At 65.7% G+C, this 15906-nt stretch carries 8 protein-coding genes; 1 reads left to right on the forward strand and 7 read right to left on the reverse strand.

The window, feature by feature from the left end:
- Positions 1-66 precede the first annotated feature (66 nt).
- The 7 genes from Sj15T_RS19045 to Sj15T_RS19075 all read right to left on the reverse strand — a co-directional run bounded on the left by Sj15T_RS19045 (position 67) and on the right by Sj15T_RS19075 (position 13590).
- Entirely contained in the window at positions 67-2997 is a 2931-nt protein-coding gene (locus Sj15T_RS19045) for a TonB-dependent receptor (RefSeq protein WP_013053915.1), read from the reverse strand.
- 339 nt (positions 2998-3336) lie between these two features.
- Entirely contained in the window at positions 3337-4809 is a 1473-nt protein-coding gene (locus Sj15T_RS19050) for a mannitol dehydrogenase family protein (protein ID WP_013053916.1), read from the reverse strand.
- Positions 4806-6218: a glucuronate isomerase gene (uxaC, locus tag Sj15T_RS19055; RefSeq protein ID WP_013053917.1), complete on the reverse strand. Its 1413-nt coding sequence runs from the start codon at positions 6216-6218 to the stop codon at positions 4806-4808. The genes Sj15T_RS19050 and uxaC overlap by 4 nt, the downstream gene beginning before the upstream one ends.
- Positions 6215-7492: an MFS transporter gene (locus Sj15T_RS19060; protein WP_013053918.1), complete on the reverse strand. Its 1278-nt coding sequence runs from the start codon at positions 7490-7492 to the stop codon at positions 6215-6217. Before Sj15T_RS19060 ends, uxaC begins: the two co-directional genes overlap by 4 nt.
- Positions 7493-7619: 127 nt before the next feature.
- Positions 7620-8831, reverse strand: a complete 1212-nt coding sequence (manD, locus tag Sj15T_RS19065; protein ID WP_013053919.1) for a D-mannonate dehydratase ManD — start codon at positions 8829-8831, stop codon at positions 7620-7622.
- Between the two features lie 14 nt (positions 8832-8845).
- Complete coding sequence (locus Sj15T_RS19070; RefSeq protein WP_013053920.1) at positions 8846-11218, reverse strand: glycoside hydrolase family 3 N-terminal domain-containing protein; 2373 nt, start codon at positions 11216-11218, stop codon at positions 8846-8848.
- The gene (locus Sj15T_RS19075; protein ID WP_013053921.1) at positions 11215-13590 is read right to left on the reverse strand and encodes a glycoside hydrolase family 3 N-terminal domain-containing protein; all 2376 of its coding nucleotides are present in this window, start codon (positions 13588-13590) and stop codon (positions 11215-11217) included. Before Sj15T_RS19075 ends, Sj15T_RS19070 begins: the two co-directional genes overlap by 4 nt.
- A 158-nt stretch (positions 13591-13748) precedes the next feature.
- On the opposite strand from Sj15T_RS19075, the gene Sj15T_RS19080 reads away from it, so the two are divergent.
- Entirely contained in the window at positions 13749-15881 is a 2133-nt protein-coding gene (locus Sj15T_RS19080; RefSeq protein WP_013053922.1) for an alpha-glucuronidase family glycosyl hydrolase, read from the forward strand.
- Positions 15882-15906: the final 25 nt, after the last annotated feature.

Genomic DNA, 15906 nt, shown 5'->3' on the forward strand with positions numbered 1-15906 from the left:
CTTGTCCTCATCGAATGAAGAAAGGGGGCCGGTCTTGCGACCGGCCCCAGGCTCCTTGGGGGAGGATCAGAAATTCGCGCGAATGCCCGCCAATATGGTCCGCCCCGGATAGTAGATCGAATAGGGCGCATTATCATATTCGAAGGTGGTGCGGATCGGCTCGTTGGCGATGTTCAGCACATCCAGCGTCAGGCGCATCGCCTTGTTGAGGAAGGGCAGTTGATACCCCGCCGACAGGTCGAGCTGACCACGGGCATCATTGCGCAGGGCGGCGCCGGTAATGCCGTTCTGCGGCGCGTTCACCGCGATCGACTTGTCGTTCCAGACATAGTTCAGGCTTACGGACAGGCCGTTATTTTCATAGAAGCCCTGAAGATTGTACGACCATTTGGAAACGCCGGTCGCCACCAGCCTGGTCGCCTGACCCGGCATCAGCTTCGACGACTGCTTGAGGTAAGTGCCGTTGGCGGAGAAGCCCAGGCCCTTCACCAGGAAATCGAGCGGCTGCACCCAGGTCGCCTCGACGCCCTTGATCTTGAGGTCGCTGAGGTTGATCGGCCGGTTCACCGAAACGATCAGGTCGTTGATCGCAACGCCGGTCGATGCCGCGCGGTTGGTCAGCGCCTGCTGCTGGGTTGCGATCAGGCTGTCATAGGGGATGTTGAGCGACCCGAAGGCGACGTCCTGGGACTGGGTGACGGTGAAGCCCTGGACATTCTTCTGGAACAGCGACAGCCCGACATAGCCGATGCCGCCGGTGTAGATTTCGCCGCCCAGATCGTAATTGTCGGAAGTATAGGGCTTCAGCGTCGGATTGCCGGCGGTCGCCACCAGCGCCGATGGATCGGTGAAGGTCACGCCCGGCAGGATCTGGCTGGCGTCCGGCCGCGTCATGGTCCGCGAGGCGGAGGCGCGCAGCTTCACATTGTCGGCGATGTCGTAGGTCAGGTTGATGGACGGCAGGAAATTGTCATATTTCGACCGCGAAGTGATGTCGACGATCGCCGTGCCCACCTGGCTGGGACCGACCACCAACTGGTCGGTGGCGGCGTAGCGCATGCCGGCATTGATGTGCAGGTCGCGATCCGCGATGGTGGTGACGCCGTTCAGTTCAAAATAGGCGCCCCACACCTTTTCGTCCATGTCGCCGGTCGCGCCGCCGGTCACCGCGCCGCGCGTTTCCGGTGCGCTGTCGCGATAGCTGTAATAGTCGGTCGCATCCTTGATCGCGCCGAAATCGGGCACGATGAAGGCGTTATAGCCGATATTGCGGTTCGCCAGATGGCCGAAATTGCCCACCGTCATCGGCATCAGATATTGCGGAATGGCGCTGGTCGGGATCGATCCGGTGGCGCCGGTGCAACCCGTGCCGCAGACCGAAAGCTGATAGGCCTGGCTGTTGTCATAGGCGCGGATCGAACGGGTCGCCCGGTCATAGGCGGCCCCTACCTTCACGTTGAACGCGGCGTCGCCCAGCATGACGTCCAGATGCGCGCCCTTTGTTTCCGTCTTGCGACGGACCAATGCGATGTTCTGGCGATACCATTGCCAGCCCAGATTGGGATCGTTCAGGTCGACATTGGTGGTGATCGACGGATAGTAGCCCTGCATGTTGTCATAATAGACGTCGACGCCGGAATTGGGCGGCGTCTGGAACGCGAAGGTCGGCTGCTCGCGGAAGAAGCGGCTCTTGGAATAATTGGCGCTGAGATCGACCTTCAACGTGTCGGTCGGCTGCCAGCTCAGGCTGGGATTGATGTTCCAGAATTTGGTGGTCTGCTTGAATTGGCTCGCCTCCAGGAAGAAGGAGGAGTTGGCGAAGGTGCCCGACGTCACGACGCCGTTGTCGTCGACGGTCAGGTCGATCGGAATCATGCCGCCGGTCGCCTGCGCTCCCGTGCCGGGGCCGGAGTTGCGGACCTGCCAGTTCATGTTGATGCGTGAATAGTCGCGCTTCGACCTGGCCCAGATGCCGTCCAGGGCAAAATGCATCGTATCGCTGGGCCGCCATTCGAGCGAGGCCAGGGCGGAGATGCGCGAACGGTCGCCATCGGTCAGCGTATTGCGGCCCAGGCGCGGCAGCAGCGCGGTGCTCAGCTGGTCGCGGGTCAGGCCGGATGTCGCGACGACATCGACCGGCTGACCGGGGATGAGGCCATGCCCGGCATTGGCGGGCACGGTCGATGCCCAGAAGAAGTTGTTGCCGCCAGCATCGGGCACGCCATTGACCGGACCCAGATTGCCGTCGGTCCAGCCGACCGTGTCGAAGCCGTCGATGCGCGTCTTCGTCTTGACGCCAGCGACGCCCACCAGGATGCCGAACGTGTCGGTCGTATGGCTGGCGACGATCGCGCCGCGCGGGCTCAGCTTTTCATTGCTGTCGGTATATTGGCCCTGCGCGACCACGGTGACGTGGGTGCCCGGCTTGTCGAAGGGGCGGGCGTTGCGCAGGTTGACGGTGCCTGCGATGCCGCCTTCCAGAGTCGAGGGCGACGGCGTCTTGGCAAGGTCGAGGCGGGTGAAGAGTTCGGACGGGAAGAAGTCGAGGTCGACTTCGCGATTGGCGCTGCCGCCGTTCGTGCCACCGTCCGACGCGACCTGAAGCTGCGATCCGTTCAGCAGCACGCGGGTGAAGCTGGGGCCAAGGCCGCGAATCGCGACCTGCGTGCCTTCGCCGCTGATGTCGCGGTTCAGGCGTACGCCCGGCATGCGGTTCAGCGTTTCAGCCAGGTTGGTGGCGGGCAGCTTGCCGATGTCTTCGGCAAAGATGGAATCGCCGAAGGCTACGGCGTTCTTCTTGGCGTTGGTCGCGCTCTGCAAGCTGCCGCGAATGCCGGTCACGACGATGTCGGCGGCTTCATCCTGCTGGGCGACGGGTTGAGCGGCGGGCTGGGCCGCGCTGTCCTGGGCGATCGCCGCCTGGGCCAGCGTCAGCGCGCCGAAGGCCGAGGCCGCGCAAAGCGCCATGCGGAAAGAACGAATATGAGAATCGGCCATCAAAAATCCCCTCCTGAGCGCAGCTTCCGCCTATCCGGTAAGCCTGTCTGGTAGCGCTATCAGTTAGGCTTTGATAAACCCTGAGTTATTTTTGTCAAGCCCGGAACAGACTTTATTGGTAACGGTACAAGCGGACTTTCTGGATCTGGAAGTCCCAGGCGCAATCGATCCCGGCGAGACTCGGACCAGCTTCCACAGGCGCCAAGGTGACGGCGATGCCCGGCCGGCGATCGGTCGATCCTCTGGCCCTGTCTGTATGACGCCACCTGCGTTAACGGTATCAGGCGTTGCAACGAGTCCCTGAATGCCGGGCGCCAAAGTCGACCTTGGCGAATTGCATCATATCCGTTCCTGGAAGGTGGAGAGCGCCGCCAACGCCCCCTGCGTTTCGAGGATGGCGAGCCACCGGATCAGCGCCATGCGGAAAGCCGCATTCGCGGCCAGTGCGGGCGGCACCACCGCGTCGAGGCGCAGGATCGCGGCGACCCGCTCCTCCGCCGTATCGGCATCCGCGAGGCGGGCGGCGATCGCGCCTGCCAGGGGATCGTCGACACCATGCGCGTTGCCCAGATCGTCCCGGCCCGCCTGCCAACGCATCCAGGCTGCGACGGCGAGCGAGAGCGCCTCTATCCCCTGCCCCGCCGCCAGCCTCGCGGCGATGGGGGCGAGCAGGCGCTGGGGCAGCTTCTGCGATCCGTCCATGGCGATCTGGCGCGTGCGATGGCGCAGCGTCGGATTGTCGAAGCGGGCCATCAACGCGTCGCGATAGGCGGCGAGGTCCAGTTCCGGCGGCGGCGACAGCGTCGTCTGCGCCTCGTCCCACAGCGCCTCGACAAAGGCGCGGATCGCCGGCAGCGCCAGCGCTTCATGCACATGGTCGATGCCCGCAAGGCCGCCCAGATAGGCGATGCCGCTATGCGCGCCATTCAGCAGGCGCAGCTTCGCCTCCTCCCACGGGGCGACGGCGGCGGTCAATTGCACCCCTGCCCCGAATTTCGGGCGCGGGCCGCAAAATCGGTCCTCGATCACCCATTGGATGAAGGGTTCGGTCTTGACCATCGCCCGGTCTTCCACGTCCAGCCGCGCGGCGAGCGCGGCGACATCGTCCAGCGTGGTGGCGGGCACGATGCGGTCGACCATGGTTTCGGGAAAGGCCCCCTCTTCCCCGATCCATTCGGCCAGCGCGGGATCGTGGCGGCGCGCCAGCGCCAGCACGGCATTGCGCAACCGCTGCCCATTATGCGGCAGATTGTCGCAGGAAATCGCCGTGAAGGGCGGCAGGCCCAGGGCCTTCCGCATCGCCAGGGCCGCCACCAGATAGCCCGGCGCCGTCTGCGGCCTGGCCAGCGAGGCGAGATCGGCCGCCAGTTGCGGATCGTCCTCGATCAGCGCGCCGGTCGCTGGATCGAGCCTGTAGCCCTTCTCGGTAATGGTCAGCGTCACGACATGGGTGTCGGGCGACGCCAGGGCGTTCAGCAAGGCCTGCGGCTCCTCCGGCGCGACGATGACCCGCTGGACCGCGCCAATGATCCGCGCCCCCTCGGACGAGCCGTCCCGCACCAGCATGGCGTAGAGGCCGTCCTGCGGCGCCATCTGGTCGCGCACCTGCGATGAGCGCAAGGAGGCGGCGACGATGCCCCATCGCAGGTCGCCGGCATTCAGCACGTCGTCGAAGACCGCCGCCTGATGGGCGCGGTGGAAGGCGCCGATGCCCAGATGAACGACGCCAGCCCTCACCGCAGCGCGATCATAGGCAGGCCGGATCACATCAGCGGGCAATGTGCCGAGCGTCGCGGAGGATAGGCGCCTCACAGCTTATAGGCCTGCTTCACCAGGTCGTAGGACAGGGCGCGGGCGAGTTCGAAGGCCTCGTCTTCTTCCAGTCGGTGTTCGGCCACCAGCCGCGCCAGCCAGGCGCAGTCCATCCGCCGCGCCATGTCGTGCCGCGCCGGAATCGACAGGAAGGCGCGGGTGTCGTCATTGAAGCCGACCATGTTGTAGAAGCCCGCCGTCTCGGTCGCGCGCTCGCGGAAGCGGCGCATTCCTTCCGGACTGTCATGGAACCACCAGGGCGGACCCAGCCTCAGGGCGGGGTAATGGCCCGCCAGCGGCGCGAGTTCGCGGGAATAGACATCCTCGTCCAGGGTGAAGAGGATCAGCGTCAGGCGCGGGTCATTGCCGTAAAGGTCGAGCAGGGGCTTGAGCGCCTGGACGAACTCTCCGGCCGCCGGAATGTCGCCGCCCTTGTCCCTGCCGAAACGCGCCAGAACGGCTGCATTATGGCTGCGATGCACGCCTGGATGAAGCTGCATCACCATGCCGTCCTCGATCGACATGCGCGCCATTTCCACCAGCATATGGCCACGGAACAATTCGGCGTCGCGGTCGCTGACGGGACCGGACATGACGCTGGCATAAAGCGCCTCGATCTCCGCCTTGCCGAGATGCGCGGTGAAGGCCGTGGGATGGCCATGATCGGTGGAGGTCGCCCCGGCGGCGCGGAAGTCTGCGCGACGCCTCTCATGAGCGCGCAGATAGCCGGCGAAACTGCCCGCATCCTCCCCCGCCATGGCGCAGAAGGCGCGGACATTGTCGGCAAAGCCGCGCACCGCCGGGTCCATCACCGGGTCCGGCCGATAGGCGGTGATCACCCTGCCGCCCCAGCCGGACGCCCGGATCGCGCGGTGATGGTCCAGCGGATCCAGCGGTCCTTCGGTGGTGGCGATGACCTCTATGCCATGGCGTTCGAACAGGGCGCGGGGACGGAAAGCGGGCGTCTTCAGCGCGGCGTCGATGACGTCGTAATAATGGTCGGCGGTGTCCGCTCCCAGCCGGACGTCGATGCCGAAGGTTTCGGCGAAGACCCAGTCGAGCCACATGCGCGACGGCGTGCCCCGGAACAGGTGATAATGGGCGGCGAACCTGTGCCAGATGGCGCGGGGATCGGTTTCGGTGGGGCTGCCGTCCCTGGTCGGAACGCCCAGCTCCTCCAGCTTCACGCCCTGGCTCATCAGCATGCGGAAGACATAATGATCCGGGACGATCAGCAGTTCGGACGGGTTGGGGAAGGGGTCATCATAGGCGAACCAGCGCGGATCGGTATGCCCGTGCGGGCTGACGATGGGCAAATCCCTGACCGTGGCATGGAGCGCGCGGGCGATGTCGCGGGTACGCGGCTCGGCGGGGAAAAGGCGGTCGGTGTGGAGCTTCAGCGGCTTCATGAACGGGGTTCCGAAAGGGTGACGGGCGCGTAGCGCGGCACGATGAGGTGAACGACCAGTAACGCGACCAGATAGGCGCAGGCCGCGACGATGAAGATCGGCTGGAAGCTGCCGACGCTTTCCAGGATCATGCCGGCGAACTTCGCCATCAGCATGCCGCCGATAGCGCCCGACAGCCCGCCAAGGCCGATGACCGATCCCGCCATCCAGCGGGGAAAGAGGTCGCCCGGCAGCGCATAGACATTGGCGGAAAACCCCTGGTGCCCGGCGCAGGCAAGGCCGATCAGCCCGACCGCCACCCACAAGCCCGGCGCCTGCGCGGCGAAGGCGATGGGAAGGGCGCAGAGCGCGGCGCAGAACATCGCGGTCTTGCGGGCGCGGTTGATGCTCATGCCCCGGCCCATCAGGCGCGACGACAGCCAGCCGCCCGTGACGGACCCGACGTCCGCCAGCAGATAGACGGCGATCAGCGGCGGGCCGAAGTCCAGCATCTTGACGCCATATTGCTTGTTGAAGAAGTCCGGCAGCCAGAAGAGGAAGGTCCACCACACCGGATCGATCAGGAAGCGCGCGGCGATATAGGCCCAGGTCTGGCGGTGGCGGAACAGGGTGCGCCATTTGACCGGGCGCTGCGGCTCCTGCGGATCGGCTTCGATCCAGGCGAGTTCCTCCTGCGACAGGCCCTTCTTCTCCCGCGGGCGGCGATAGAAGCCGAGCCATGCCGCCAGCCAGGCCACCGTCAGCAGGCCGGTCAGGATGAAGGCCCAGCGCCAGCCCATGGTGACGGCGATGACGGGCACGATCAGCGGCGTCAGGATCGCGCCGACATTGGACCCGGCATTGAAGATGCCGATGGCGAAGGCGCGCTCCTTCTTGGGGAACCACTCATTGGTCGCGGCGATGGCGGCGGGGAAGGTTCCCGCCTCCCCGACGGCCAGCGGAATGCGCGCAAGCAGCATCCCCGCCGTAGAGGTGAAGAAGATGTGCATGACGTGGCCGACGGTCCACAGCCCGACTGCCAGCGCATAGCCCGCCCGCGCCCCGATGCGGTCGATCAGCCGCCCGAAGAAGACATAGGCGATGCCGTAGCCCGCCTGGAACCAGATGGCGAGGTCGGCATAGCCGCTCTCGCTCCAGCCGTAGCGGGCCTGGAGATCGGGCTTGAGCGTCGGCAGGACCAGCCGGTCGACATAGCTCAGCACCACCGCCGCGAACAGCAGGGCGCAGACGATCCAGCGGACCTTGCCGGAGGGTTTGGGGATGGATCGGGTCATGGTCGGTCCCTATGATCCGTCATCCCCGCGCAGGCGGCGATCCATTTCACGCCCCAAGTCCCGCCGAACGCCGGGAGATGGATTCCCGCCTGCGCGGGAATGACGGAGAAAGAGGGGCAGGCACGGATCACCAACTGAACATCGTGCCGTCTTCCAGCCGGTTCACCGGCAGGAATGCGCGCTTATATTCATATCCGGCGGCCAATTTCTCGTCGATGTCGACGCCCAGGCCCGGCGCCTCGCCCGGATGCATCATGCCGTCGGAGAAAGTGTAGGCATGGGGAAAGACCGCGTCGGTCTCAGGCGTGTGCCGCATATATTCCTGAATGCCGAAATTAGGGACGCTGAGGTCGAAATGCAGCGCGGCGGCCATGCAGACCGGCGACAGGTCGGTCGCGCCATGGCAGCCGGTGCGGACCTGATAAAGATCGGCCAGCGCGGCGATCCGGCGCAGATGGGTGATCCCGCCCGCATGGACCACGGTCGCGCGGATATAGTCGATAAGCTGGTTCTGGATCAGATCCTTCGCATCCCAGATCGAATTGAAGATCTCCCCCACCGCCAGCGGCGCGGTGGTGTGCTGGCGGATCAGCCGGAACGCCTCCTGGTTTTCCGCCGGCGTCGCATCCTCCAGCCAGAAGGGGCGATATGGCTCCAGATCCCGGCCCAGACGTCCGGCCTCTATGGGTGTCAGGCGATGATGGATGTCGTGCAGCAGGTGCACGTCCCAGCCCAGCGCTTCGCGGGCGGCCTTGAACAGTTCGGGGACGACGCGAAGATATTTGGACGTGTTCCAGACATTTTCGGTCGGCAGGTCGGCGTCGGCGGGTTCGTAGAAATATTTGTCCTTCGACACGCCATAGGTCGACGCCATGCCCGGCACGCCGCATTGCAGGCGGATCGCCTTGTAACCCTGAGCCTGATATTCCAGCGCAGCGTTGATCGTGTCCTCTATGGTCGTGCCGTTGGCGTGGCCATAGACCATCGCCCCCTCCCGGCTGGCCCCGCCCAGAAGCTGATAGACCGGCAGGCCCGCAATCTTGCCCTTGATGTCCCACAGCGCCATGTCGACCGCCGCGATGGCGGTCATCGTCACCGGACCGCGCCGCCAATAGGCGCCCTTGTAGAGATATTGCCAGATGTCCTCGATCCGGTGCGCGTCGCGCCCGATCAGGCAGGGAACGACATGATCGGCCAGATAGCTCCCCACCGCCAGTTCCCGGCCGTTGAGCGTGGCGTCGCCCACGCCATGGACGCCCTCGTCGGTGATGATCTTGAGCGTGACGAAATTTCGGCCGGGACAGGTGACGATGACCTTGGCATCGATGATCTTGGGCATTGGGATAGTCCTGTTCAGATGATTTCGAGCGTGGTTTTCTGGAGGTTTTCGCTGTCCGGCCCGGTCATGATGTCGAACAGGCCGGGTTCGACCACTTCCTCCATCTCCAGATTCCAGAGCGCGAAGGCGGCGGGCTTCAGAGTCATGCGCACGGTGCGGCTCTCGCCGGGGGCCAGCGTGACGCGTTCGAAGCCCTTTAGCTCCTTGATCGGCCGTGTGACGCTGGCGGTCCGGTCGCGGACGTAAAGCTGGACGACCTCGTCGCCTGGCCTCTGCCCCATATTGCGGACGTCGACCTCCACCGTCACCTCGCCGCCCGTGCCGATGCGCGGCGACGACAGGCGGGGCGGCCCAAACTCGAAACGGGTGTAGCTGAGGCCGAAGCCGAAGGGGAAAAGCGGCGAAATATCCTCGAACACATAGCCGCGCCGGGCGGACGGCTTGCGGTTGTAGAAGATCGGAATCTGCCCCGCATCGCGCGCCACGGTGACGGGCAGCTTCGCGCCGGGATTGACGTCCCCGAAAAGGATGTCGGCCATGGCGGTGCCGCCCTCCTGCCCCGGATACCAGCATTCCAGCAGCGCGTTGGCGCCCTCCGCAACCGTGGGATAGCTGGGCGGGCGGCCATTGATCGCGCACACCACCACCGGCTTGCCGGTCGCCTTCAGCGCGGCGAACAGTTCGTTCTGCTCGCCCAGCAGGTCCAGGCTCGTGCGGTCGCCCAGATGGTTCTTCGCAAAGCCTTCCCGGCTGGTCTGTTCCGTGTCGCCTATGGCGAGCAGGACGATGTCCGCCGCTTTCGCCACCTCGACCGCCTGCGCGATCAGTGCACGGTTGTCCGCCGGATCGGCCAGCAGCACCTCGTCCGCCGAGCGATCTTCGCTCCGCGTGATGAAGACGCCCTGGGCGTGGACGACCTCCGCCTTGCCCTTGAGCTTCGCCTGCACGCCTTCCAGCAGGGAGACGGTCTGGCGCGGAACGCTGCTATAGCCGCCCAGTCGCGCAATGGCGGCATTGGGACCGATCACCGCAACCCGCTTGTGCGCGCCGGGCGTGAGCGGCAGCGTGCCGTCATTGCCGAGCAGCACGATGGAACGCTGCGCCGCCTTCAGCGCCAGCGCGCGCGCCTCCGCATTGCCGGCCAGTCGCTCATGATCCTTGCGCGGCCAGGGATTTTCGAACAGGCCCGCGCGGAACTTGAGCGTCAGCATCCGGGTGCAGGCCAGATCGACCGCCTCAAGCGGCACTTTGCCCGCGCGGACCTGTTCGACGAGCGTCCGATAGGCCTGGCCATCGGGCAGCTCGCAATCCACGCCCGCCCGCAGAGCGGCGCGTGCGGCCGCCTCCGGGTCGGGCTGGACATGGTGGATCGTATCCAGTTCGTGGACCGCGCCATAATCGCTGACGACGGCGCCGTCGAAATGCCATTCGCCGCGCAATATGTCGTTCAGCAGCCAGCGGTTCTGGTGCGAAGGCACGCCGTCTATCTCGTTATAGGACGGCATGACGGCGGCGATGCCGGTGCGCTTCACCACTTCCCGGAAGGGCGGAAAGAAATTTTCGCGCAGTTCCCGTTCGGAGATCGGCGCGGGCGCGATATTCTCGCCGCTCTGGGGTTGGCCATGGCCGGTCATGTGCTTGAGCGTCGCCATGACCTTGTCCGGGCCGATCTGCCTGCTCCCGCCCTGAAGGCCGCGCACGGCGGCCACGCCCATCTCGCCGCAGAGATAGGGGTCTTCGCCGAAGGTCTCCTCAATCCGGCCCCAGCGGGGGTCGCGGGCGATGTCCACCACCGGCGAAAGCGCCAGATGGACGCCGCGAGCCCGCACCTCGCGAGCGATGACCGACTGGACATCCTCCATCAACTGGCGGTCGAAACTGCCGGCCAGCCCGATCGCCATGGGAAACATGGTCGCCTCGGTCGCCATAAGCCCGTGCAGCGATTCCTCATGGAACAGCACGGGGATGCCGAGCCGCGTCTCCTCCATCGCCCATTTCTGGACGGCGGTGATGAAGGCGACCGTCTCGGCGGGCGTCCGCCAGCGCGCACCCACGCCGCCCGCCTGGGTCGATCCGTTGGGCGCGCCGCGACGGTCGGACGGGCGGGTGATCTGGCCGAAGCCGTCGGGATAGGCCTTGCTCGCCTTGGCGGGAGAGAAGGTCAGATCGTCCATGACCTCCGCCTTGGTCGCCCAGAGCGCGATGATCTGGCCGACCTTCTCCTCCAGCGTCATGCGCGCCAGCAGATCCCTGACGCGCAGGTCGATGGGGGCGGCGGCATCCTTGTAGAGCGGCCCGCCCTTCCCCTTCGCAATGGCGGGCGCAGCGGCGAGCAGCGAGGTCGAGGCAAGCAGGCCCAGCGCCTGGCGGCGCGCGAAACCGCTCATGGCGCCACCGTCAGCGTAGCGGATTTGAGCGCGACCGAACTGTTGCCGGTCATGATCTCGAAATCGCCCGGCTCGACCACGCGGTCCATATGATCGTTCCACATCTGGAGCGCTTCCGGCCCGATCGTGAAGGTCACCGTGCGCACCTCGCCGGGCTTCAGCGTCACGCGCTGAAAGCCCTTCAACTCCTTGATCGGCCGGGTGACCGAACCGACCTTGTCCCGCACATATAATTGGACGACCTCGTCGCCCTCGCGCCGGCCGCTATTGCGCACGTCGACCGACACGCGGGTCATGCCGCCGACGCTGATCTTCGCGGCCGACAGGCGCGGCGCGGACAGGTCGAAGCTCGTATAGCTGAGGCCGAAACCGAAGGGGTAAAGCGGATCGGTCGTATCGAAGAGATAGCCGCGCCGGGCGCTGGGCTTCACATTGTAGAACATCGGCAACTGCCCCGCCGAACGCGGGATCGTCACCGGCAGCTTGCCGCCCGGATTGACGTCCCCGAACAGCACGTCCGCCACGGCATGGCCGCCCTGCTCGCCCAAATACCAGCCTTCCAGAATGGCGTCGGCCTGTTCCGAAACCTTGACGGTGGAGGCCGGACGACCGTTGATGAGCACCACGGCGATCGGCTTGCCCAGCGCCTTGAGAGCGTCGAACAGTTCCTGCTGCTCGCCCACCAGGTCCAGGCTGGGGCGGTCGCCCAGATGATTGTCGGCCCACCCTTCCCGGCTCGATTGTTCCGTGTCGCCCAGCGTCAGGACGATGCGGTCGACATGGCGGGCCGCCTCGACCGCCTGGGCGATCAGGCGGCGGTTTTCCGCGGGGTCGGACCGGGTGACCTTGTCCGCCCACCAATCGTCATTCTCCGTGATCCTGACGCCCTGCGCGAAGACGATCTTCGCCCGATTCCCGACTTTCGCCCTGATGCCTTCAAGAATCGATACGCTATGCGGCGGCTGGCCATAATAGCCGCCCAGCCGCGCCACGGCGGCGCTGGGACCGATAACGGCGATGCTGCCCTCCGGCTTCAGCGGCAGCATGCCGTCATTCTTGAGCAGGATGATGGAACGCTGCGCCGCCTTCAGCGCCAGAGCGCGCGCCCGCGCATCATTGGTGATCTTCTCCGAAGCGGCGGCGTCGGCATAGGGATTTTCGAACAGGCCGGCGCGGAACTTCAATTCCAGCATATGCCGCACGGCACGGTCGACCAGCGCCTCGCCGATCTTGCCCTCGCGCACCTGGCGGCCGAGCGTCGCGTAGGAAAGACCGTCGGGCAGGTCCGCATCCACGCCCGCATCCAGCGCGCGGCCCGCCGCCTGCTCCAGATCGGCGGCGACATGGTGGATGCTCATCAACTGGTCGACCGCCGAATAGTCGCTGACCACCGCGCCCCTGAAGCCCCATTCGCCGCGCAGCACATCGCGCAGCAGCCAGCGATTGGCGTGGGAGGGCACGCCGTCGATCTCGTTATAGCTGGCCATCACCGCCTCGATCCCGGTGCGTTTCACCACCTGTTCGAAGGGCGGAAAGAAATTCTCGCGCAGTTCGCGTTCGGAAACCGGCGCCGGACCGACATTGGTGCCGCTTTCGGGCTGGCCGTGGCCGGTCAGATGCTTGAGCGTCGCGAAGACCTTGCCCGGCGGCAGCAGGCGCGACCGACCCTTGCCTTGCAACCCCTCGACAGCGGCGACGCCCATCTCTCCCACCAGATAGGGGTCTTCGCCATAGGTTTCCTCGATCCGGCCCCAGCGCGGATCACGGGCGATGTCGACCACCGGGGAAAGGACCAGGCTGACGCCGCGCGAGCGGATTTCGCGGGCGATGACGGCATTCACCTCGCGCAGCAGGTCGGGATCCCAGGAGGAGGCCATGGCGATCGACTGCGGGAAGCTGGTAGCGCCAACAGCCGCATAGCCGTGCAGCCCTTCCTCATGGAACAGGATCGGAATGCCCAGCCGGGTCTGCGTCGTCGCCCAGCGTTGCAGCGCGTTGACCAGCGCCACCGTCTGGCGCGGATTGCGGCCGGGGACTTCGCGGGGGGAGAATGCTCCCTTTGCATCGGAGGGACGCGTGAACTGTCCCATGCCATGGGGAAAGCGCTGCGCCAGTTTCGATGGGTCGAGCTGCAAGCTGTCGTCGAAAATCCTGACCTTTTCGGTCCAGACCGCAGTGATCTGGGCGATCTTCTCCTCCAGCGTCATGCGGGAGAGCAGGTCGTCCACCCGCGATTCGATGGAGGCGTTCGCATCCTTGTACAGCGGCCGGGCGCCCGTGGACGCGGGCGCCGCCGCAATGGGAGCGGCGGGCGTCGCGACCGCCAGCGTCAGCAGCGAAACCGCGCCCAACAGCTTGCGCAACCGGATCACGAAACAGCCTCTCCCCTTTTTTGCGGCGGCTTCCAGCTTTTTGCTTGCCGCATCCCAACTGATAGCGTTAACATTGCTCAGACAAGAGCAGCCTGTCAATGCCCTTCGATCCGAAGCCTCGGTTCGGGCGAAGACGGGAAGGAGAGGAAAGGGGATCTATGTTCGCGCGCCTGTTCTGCTGGACCGTCGCCACCGCCGTCATGACGGCGCCCGCTTTGGCGGAGGACGGCTATGATCTGTGGCTGCGGCACGAAAAGGTGCGGGATGGCGGCAATCTGGCGCGGCACGCCGCGGCGGTCGTCGCGCCGGGTCGCAGCGCGACCGCGCTGGCCGCCCGCGACGAACTGATGCGCGGCCTTGCGGGCGCGAACGGCGCGGCGCCGGCATTGGTTGAAAAGCCCATGAACGGCGCGATCTGGCTCGCGACTCCGGCCTCCGCGCCCGATCTGCCGGTGAAGCTCGACGGGCTGGGCGAAGAGGGCTATGCCATTCGCTCGGTCACGCTGGACGGCCAGTCCGTGACGGTGATCGCCGCCAATGGCGATGCGGGGCTGCTCTACGGCGCCTATGCCTATTTGCGGCTGGCGGAAACGGGCGCATCGCTGGACCGGCTCGACATTCGCAGCGCGCCGCGCATGAAGCTGCGCTTGCTCAACCATTGGGACAATCTGGATGGCACGGTGGAGCGCGGCTATGCCGGGCAATCCATCTGGGACTGGTGGCGCCTGCCCGACTGGAAGGGGCCGCGATACACCGACTATGCCCGCGCCAACGCCTCCATCGGCATCAACGGCACGGTGCTCAACAATGTGAACGCCAGGTCCGACAGCCTGACCGCGCCCTATATCGCCAAGGCGGCGGCGCTGGCGGACGTGTTCCGGCCCTATGGCATCAAGGTCTATCTGTCGGTGAAATGGACCGCGCCGATGGAACTGTCCGGCCTTAGGACCGCCGATCCGCTCGACCCCGCGGTCGCCGCCTGGTGGAAGGCGAAGGCCGCCGAAATCTACAGGGCCATTCCCGATTTCGGCGGCTTCCTGGTGAAGGCGAACAGCGAAGGGCAGCCGGGGCCGCAGGATTACAAGCGCACCCATGCCGATGGCGCGAACATGCTGGCCGCCGCCGTGAAACCGCATGGCGGCATCGTGATGTGGCGCGCCTTCGTCTATGCGCATGACAATCCCGACGACCGCGCCAAGCAGGCCTATAGCGACTTCAAGCCGCTGGACGGCCAGTTCGCGGACAATGTGCTGGTGCAGGTGAAGAACGGCGCGATCGACTTCCAGCCGCGCGAACCCTTCCATCCTCTGTTCGGCGCCATGCCCCGGACGCCGCTGATGATGGAATTCCAGATCACCAAGGAATATCTGGGCCAGTCGACCCACCTCACCTATCTCGGCCCCTTGTTCGAGGAGACGCTGAAAAGCGACACCTTCGCCCGCGGCAAGGGATCGACGGTTGCCAGGGTGATCGACGGATCGCTGGAGGGCCACAAGCTGACCGGCATTGCCGGCGTCGCCAATATCGGCGCCGACCGCGACTGGAGCGGATCGATCTTCAACCAGGCGGACTGGTACGCCTTCGGCCGCCTCGCCTGGGATCCCGACCTGTCGGCGGAGGCGATCGCACGCGAATGGGCGGCGCAGACTTTCTCGACGGATGCGAAGGTGGTCGATCCAATCGTCGCCATGATGATGGGATCGCGCGAGGCAGCGGTCGATTACATGACCCCGCTCGGCCTGTCCCATGTCATGGGCACCGGCCATCATTATGGCCCGGCTCCCTGGATTTCAGAGCTTGCCCGGCCCGAATGGAACCCGGTCTATTATCACAAGGCGGACGCGCAGGGGATCGGCTTCGACCGGACGAAGACCGGCAGCAACGCCATCGCCCAATATGCCCCGCCGGTCGCGAAGATGCTCGCCGACCCGAAGAAGACGCCGGAACGCGACCTCCTCTGGTTCCACCATGTCGGCTGGGACGCGAAGCTGAAATCGGGCGACACCCTGTGGAACGGCCTCATCCGCCATTATGACGCGGGGGTCGCCTATGTCGCGGCGATGCGCCGTACATGGGACGGCCTGCGCCCCCATGTCGATGCGGAACGCTTCGCCCAGACCCAGGCTTTCCTGGGCATCCAGCATCGCGAGGCGAAATGGTGGCGCGATGCCAGCATCGCCTATTTCCAGACACTGTCCAAACGCCCCATGCCCCCCGGCACCGCGGCGCCGGAACATGACCTGAACTGGTACAAATCGCTCGCTTTCCCCTATGCGCCGGGCAATCCATGACTGGTTTTAGGGGGCGGCAGAGGCT

The organism is Sphingobium sp. TA15 (assembly GCF_037101235.1).
GTDB lineage: Bacteria > Pseudomonadota > Alphaproteobacteria > Sphingomonadales > Sphingomonadaceae > Sphingobium > Sphingobium indicum.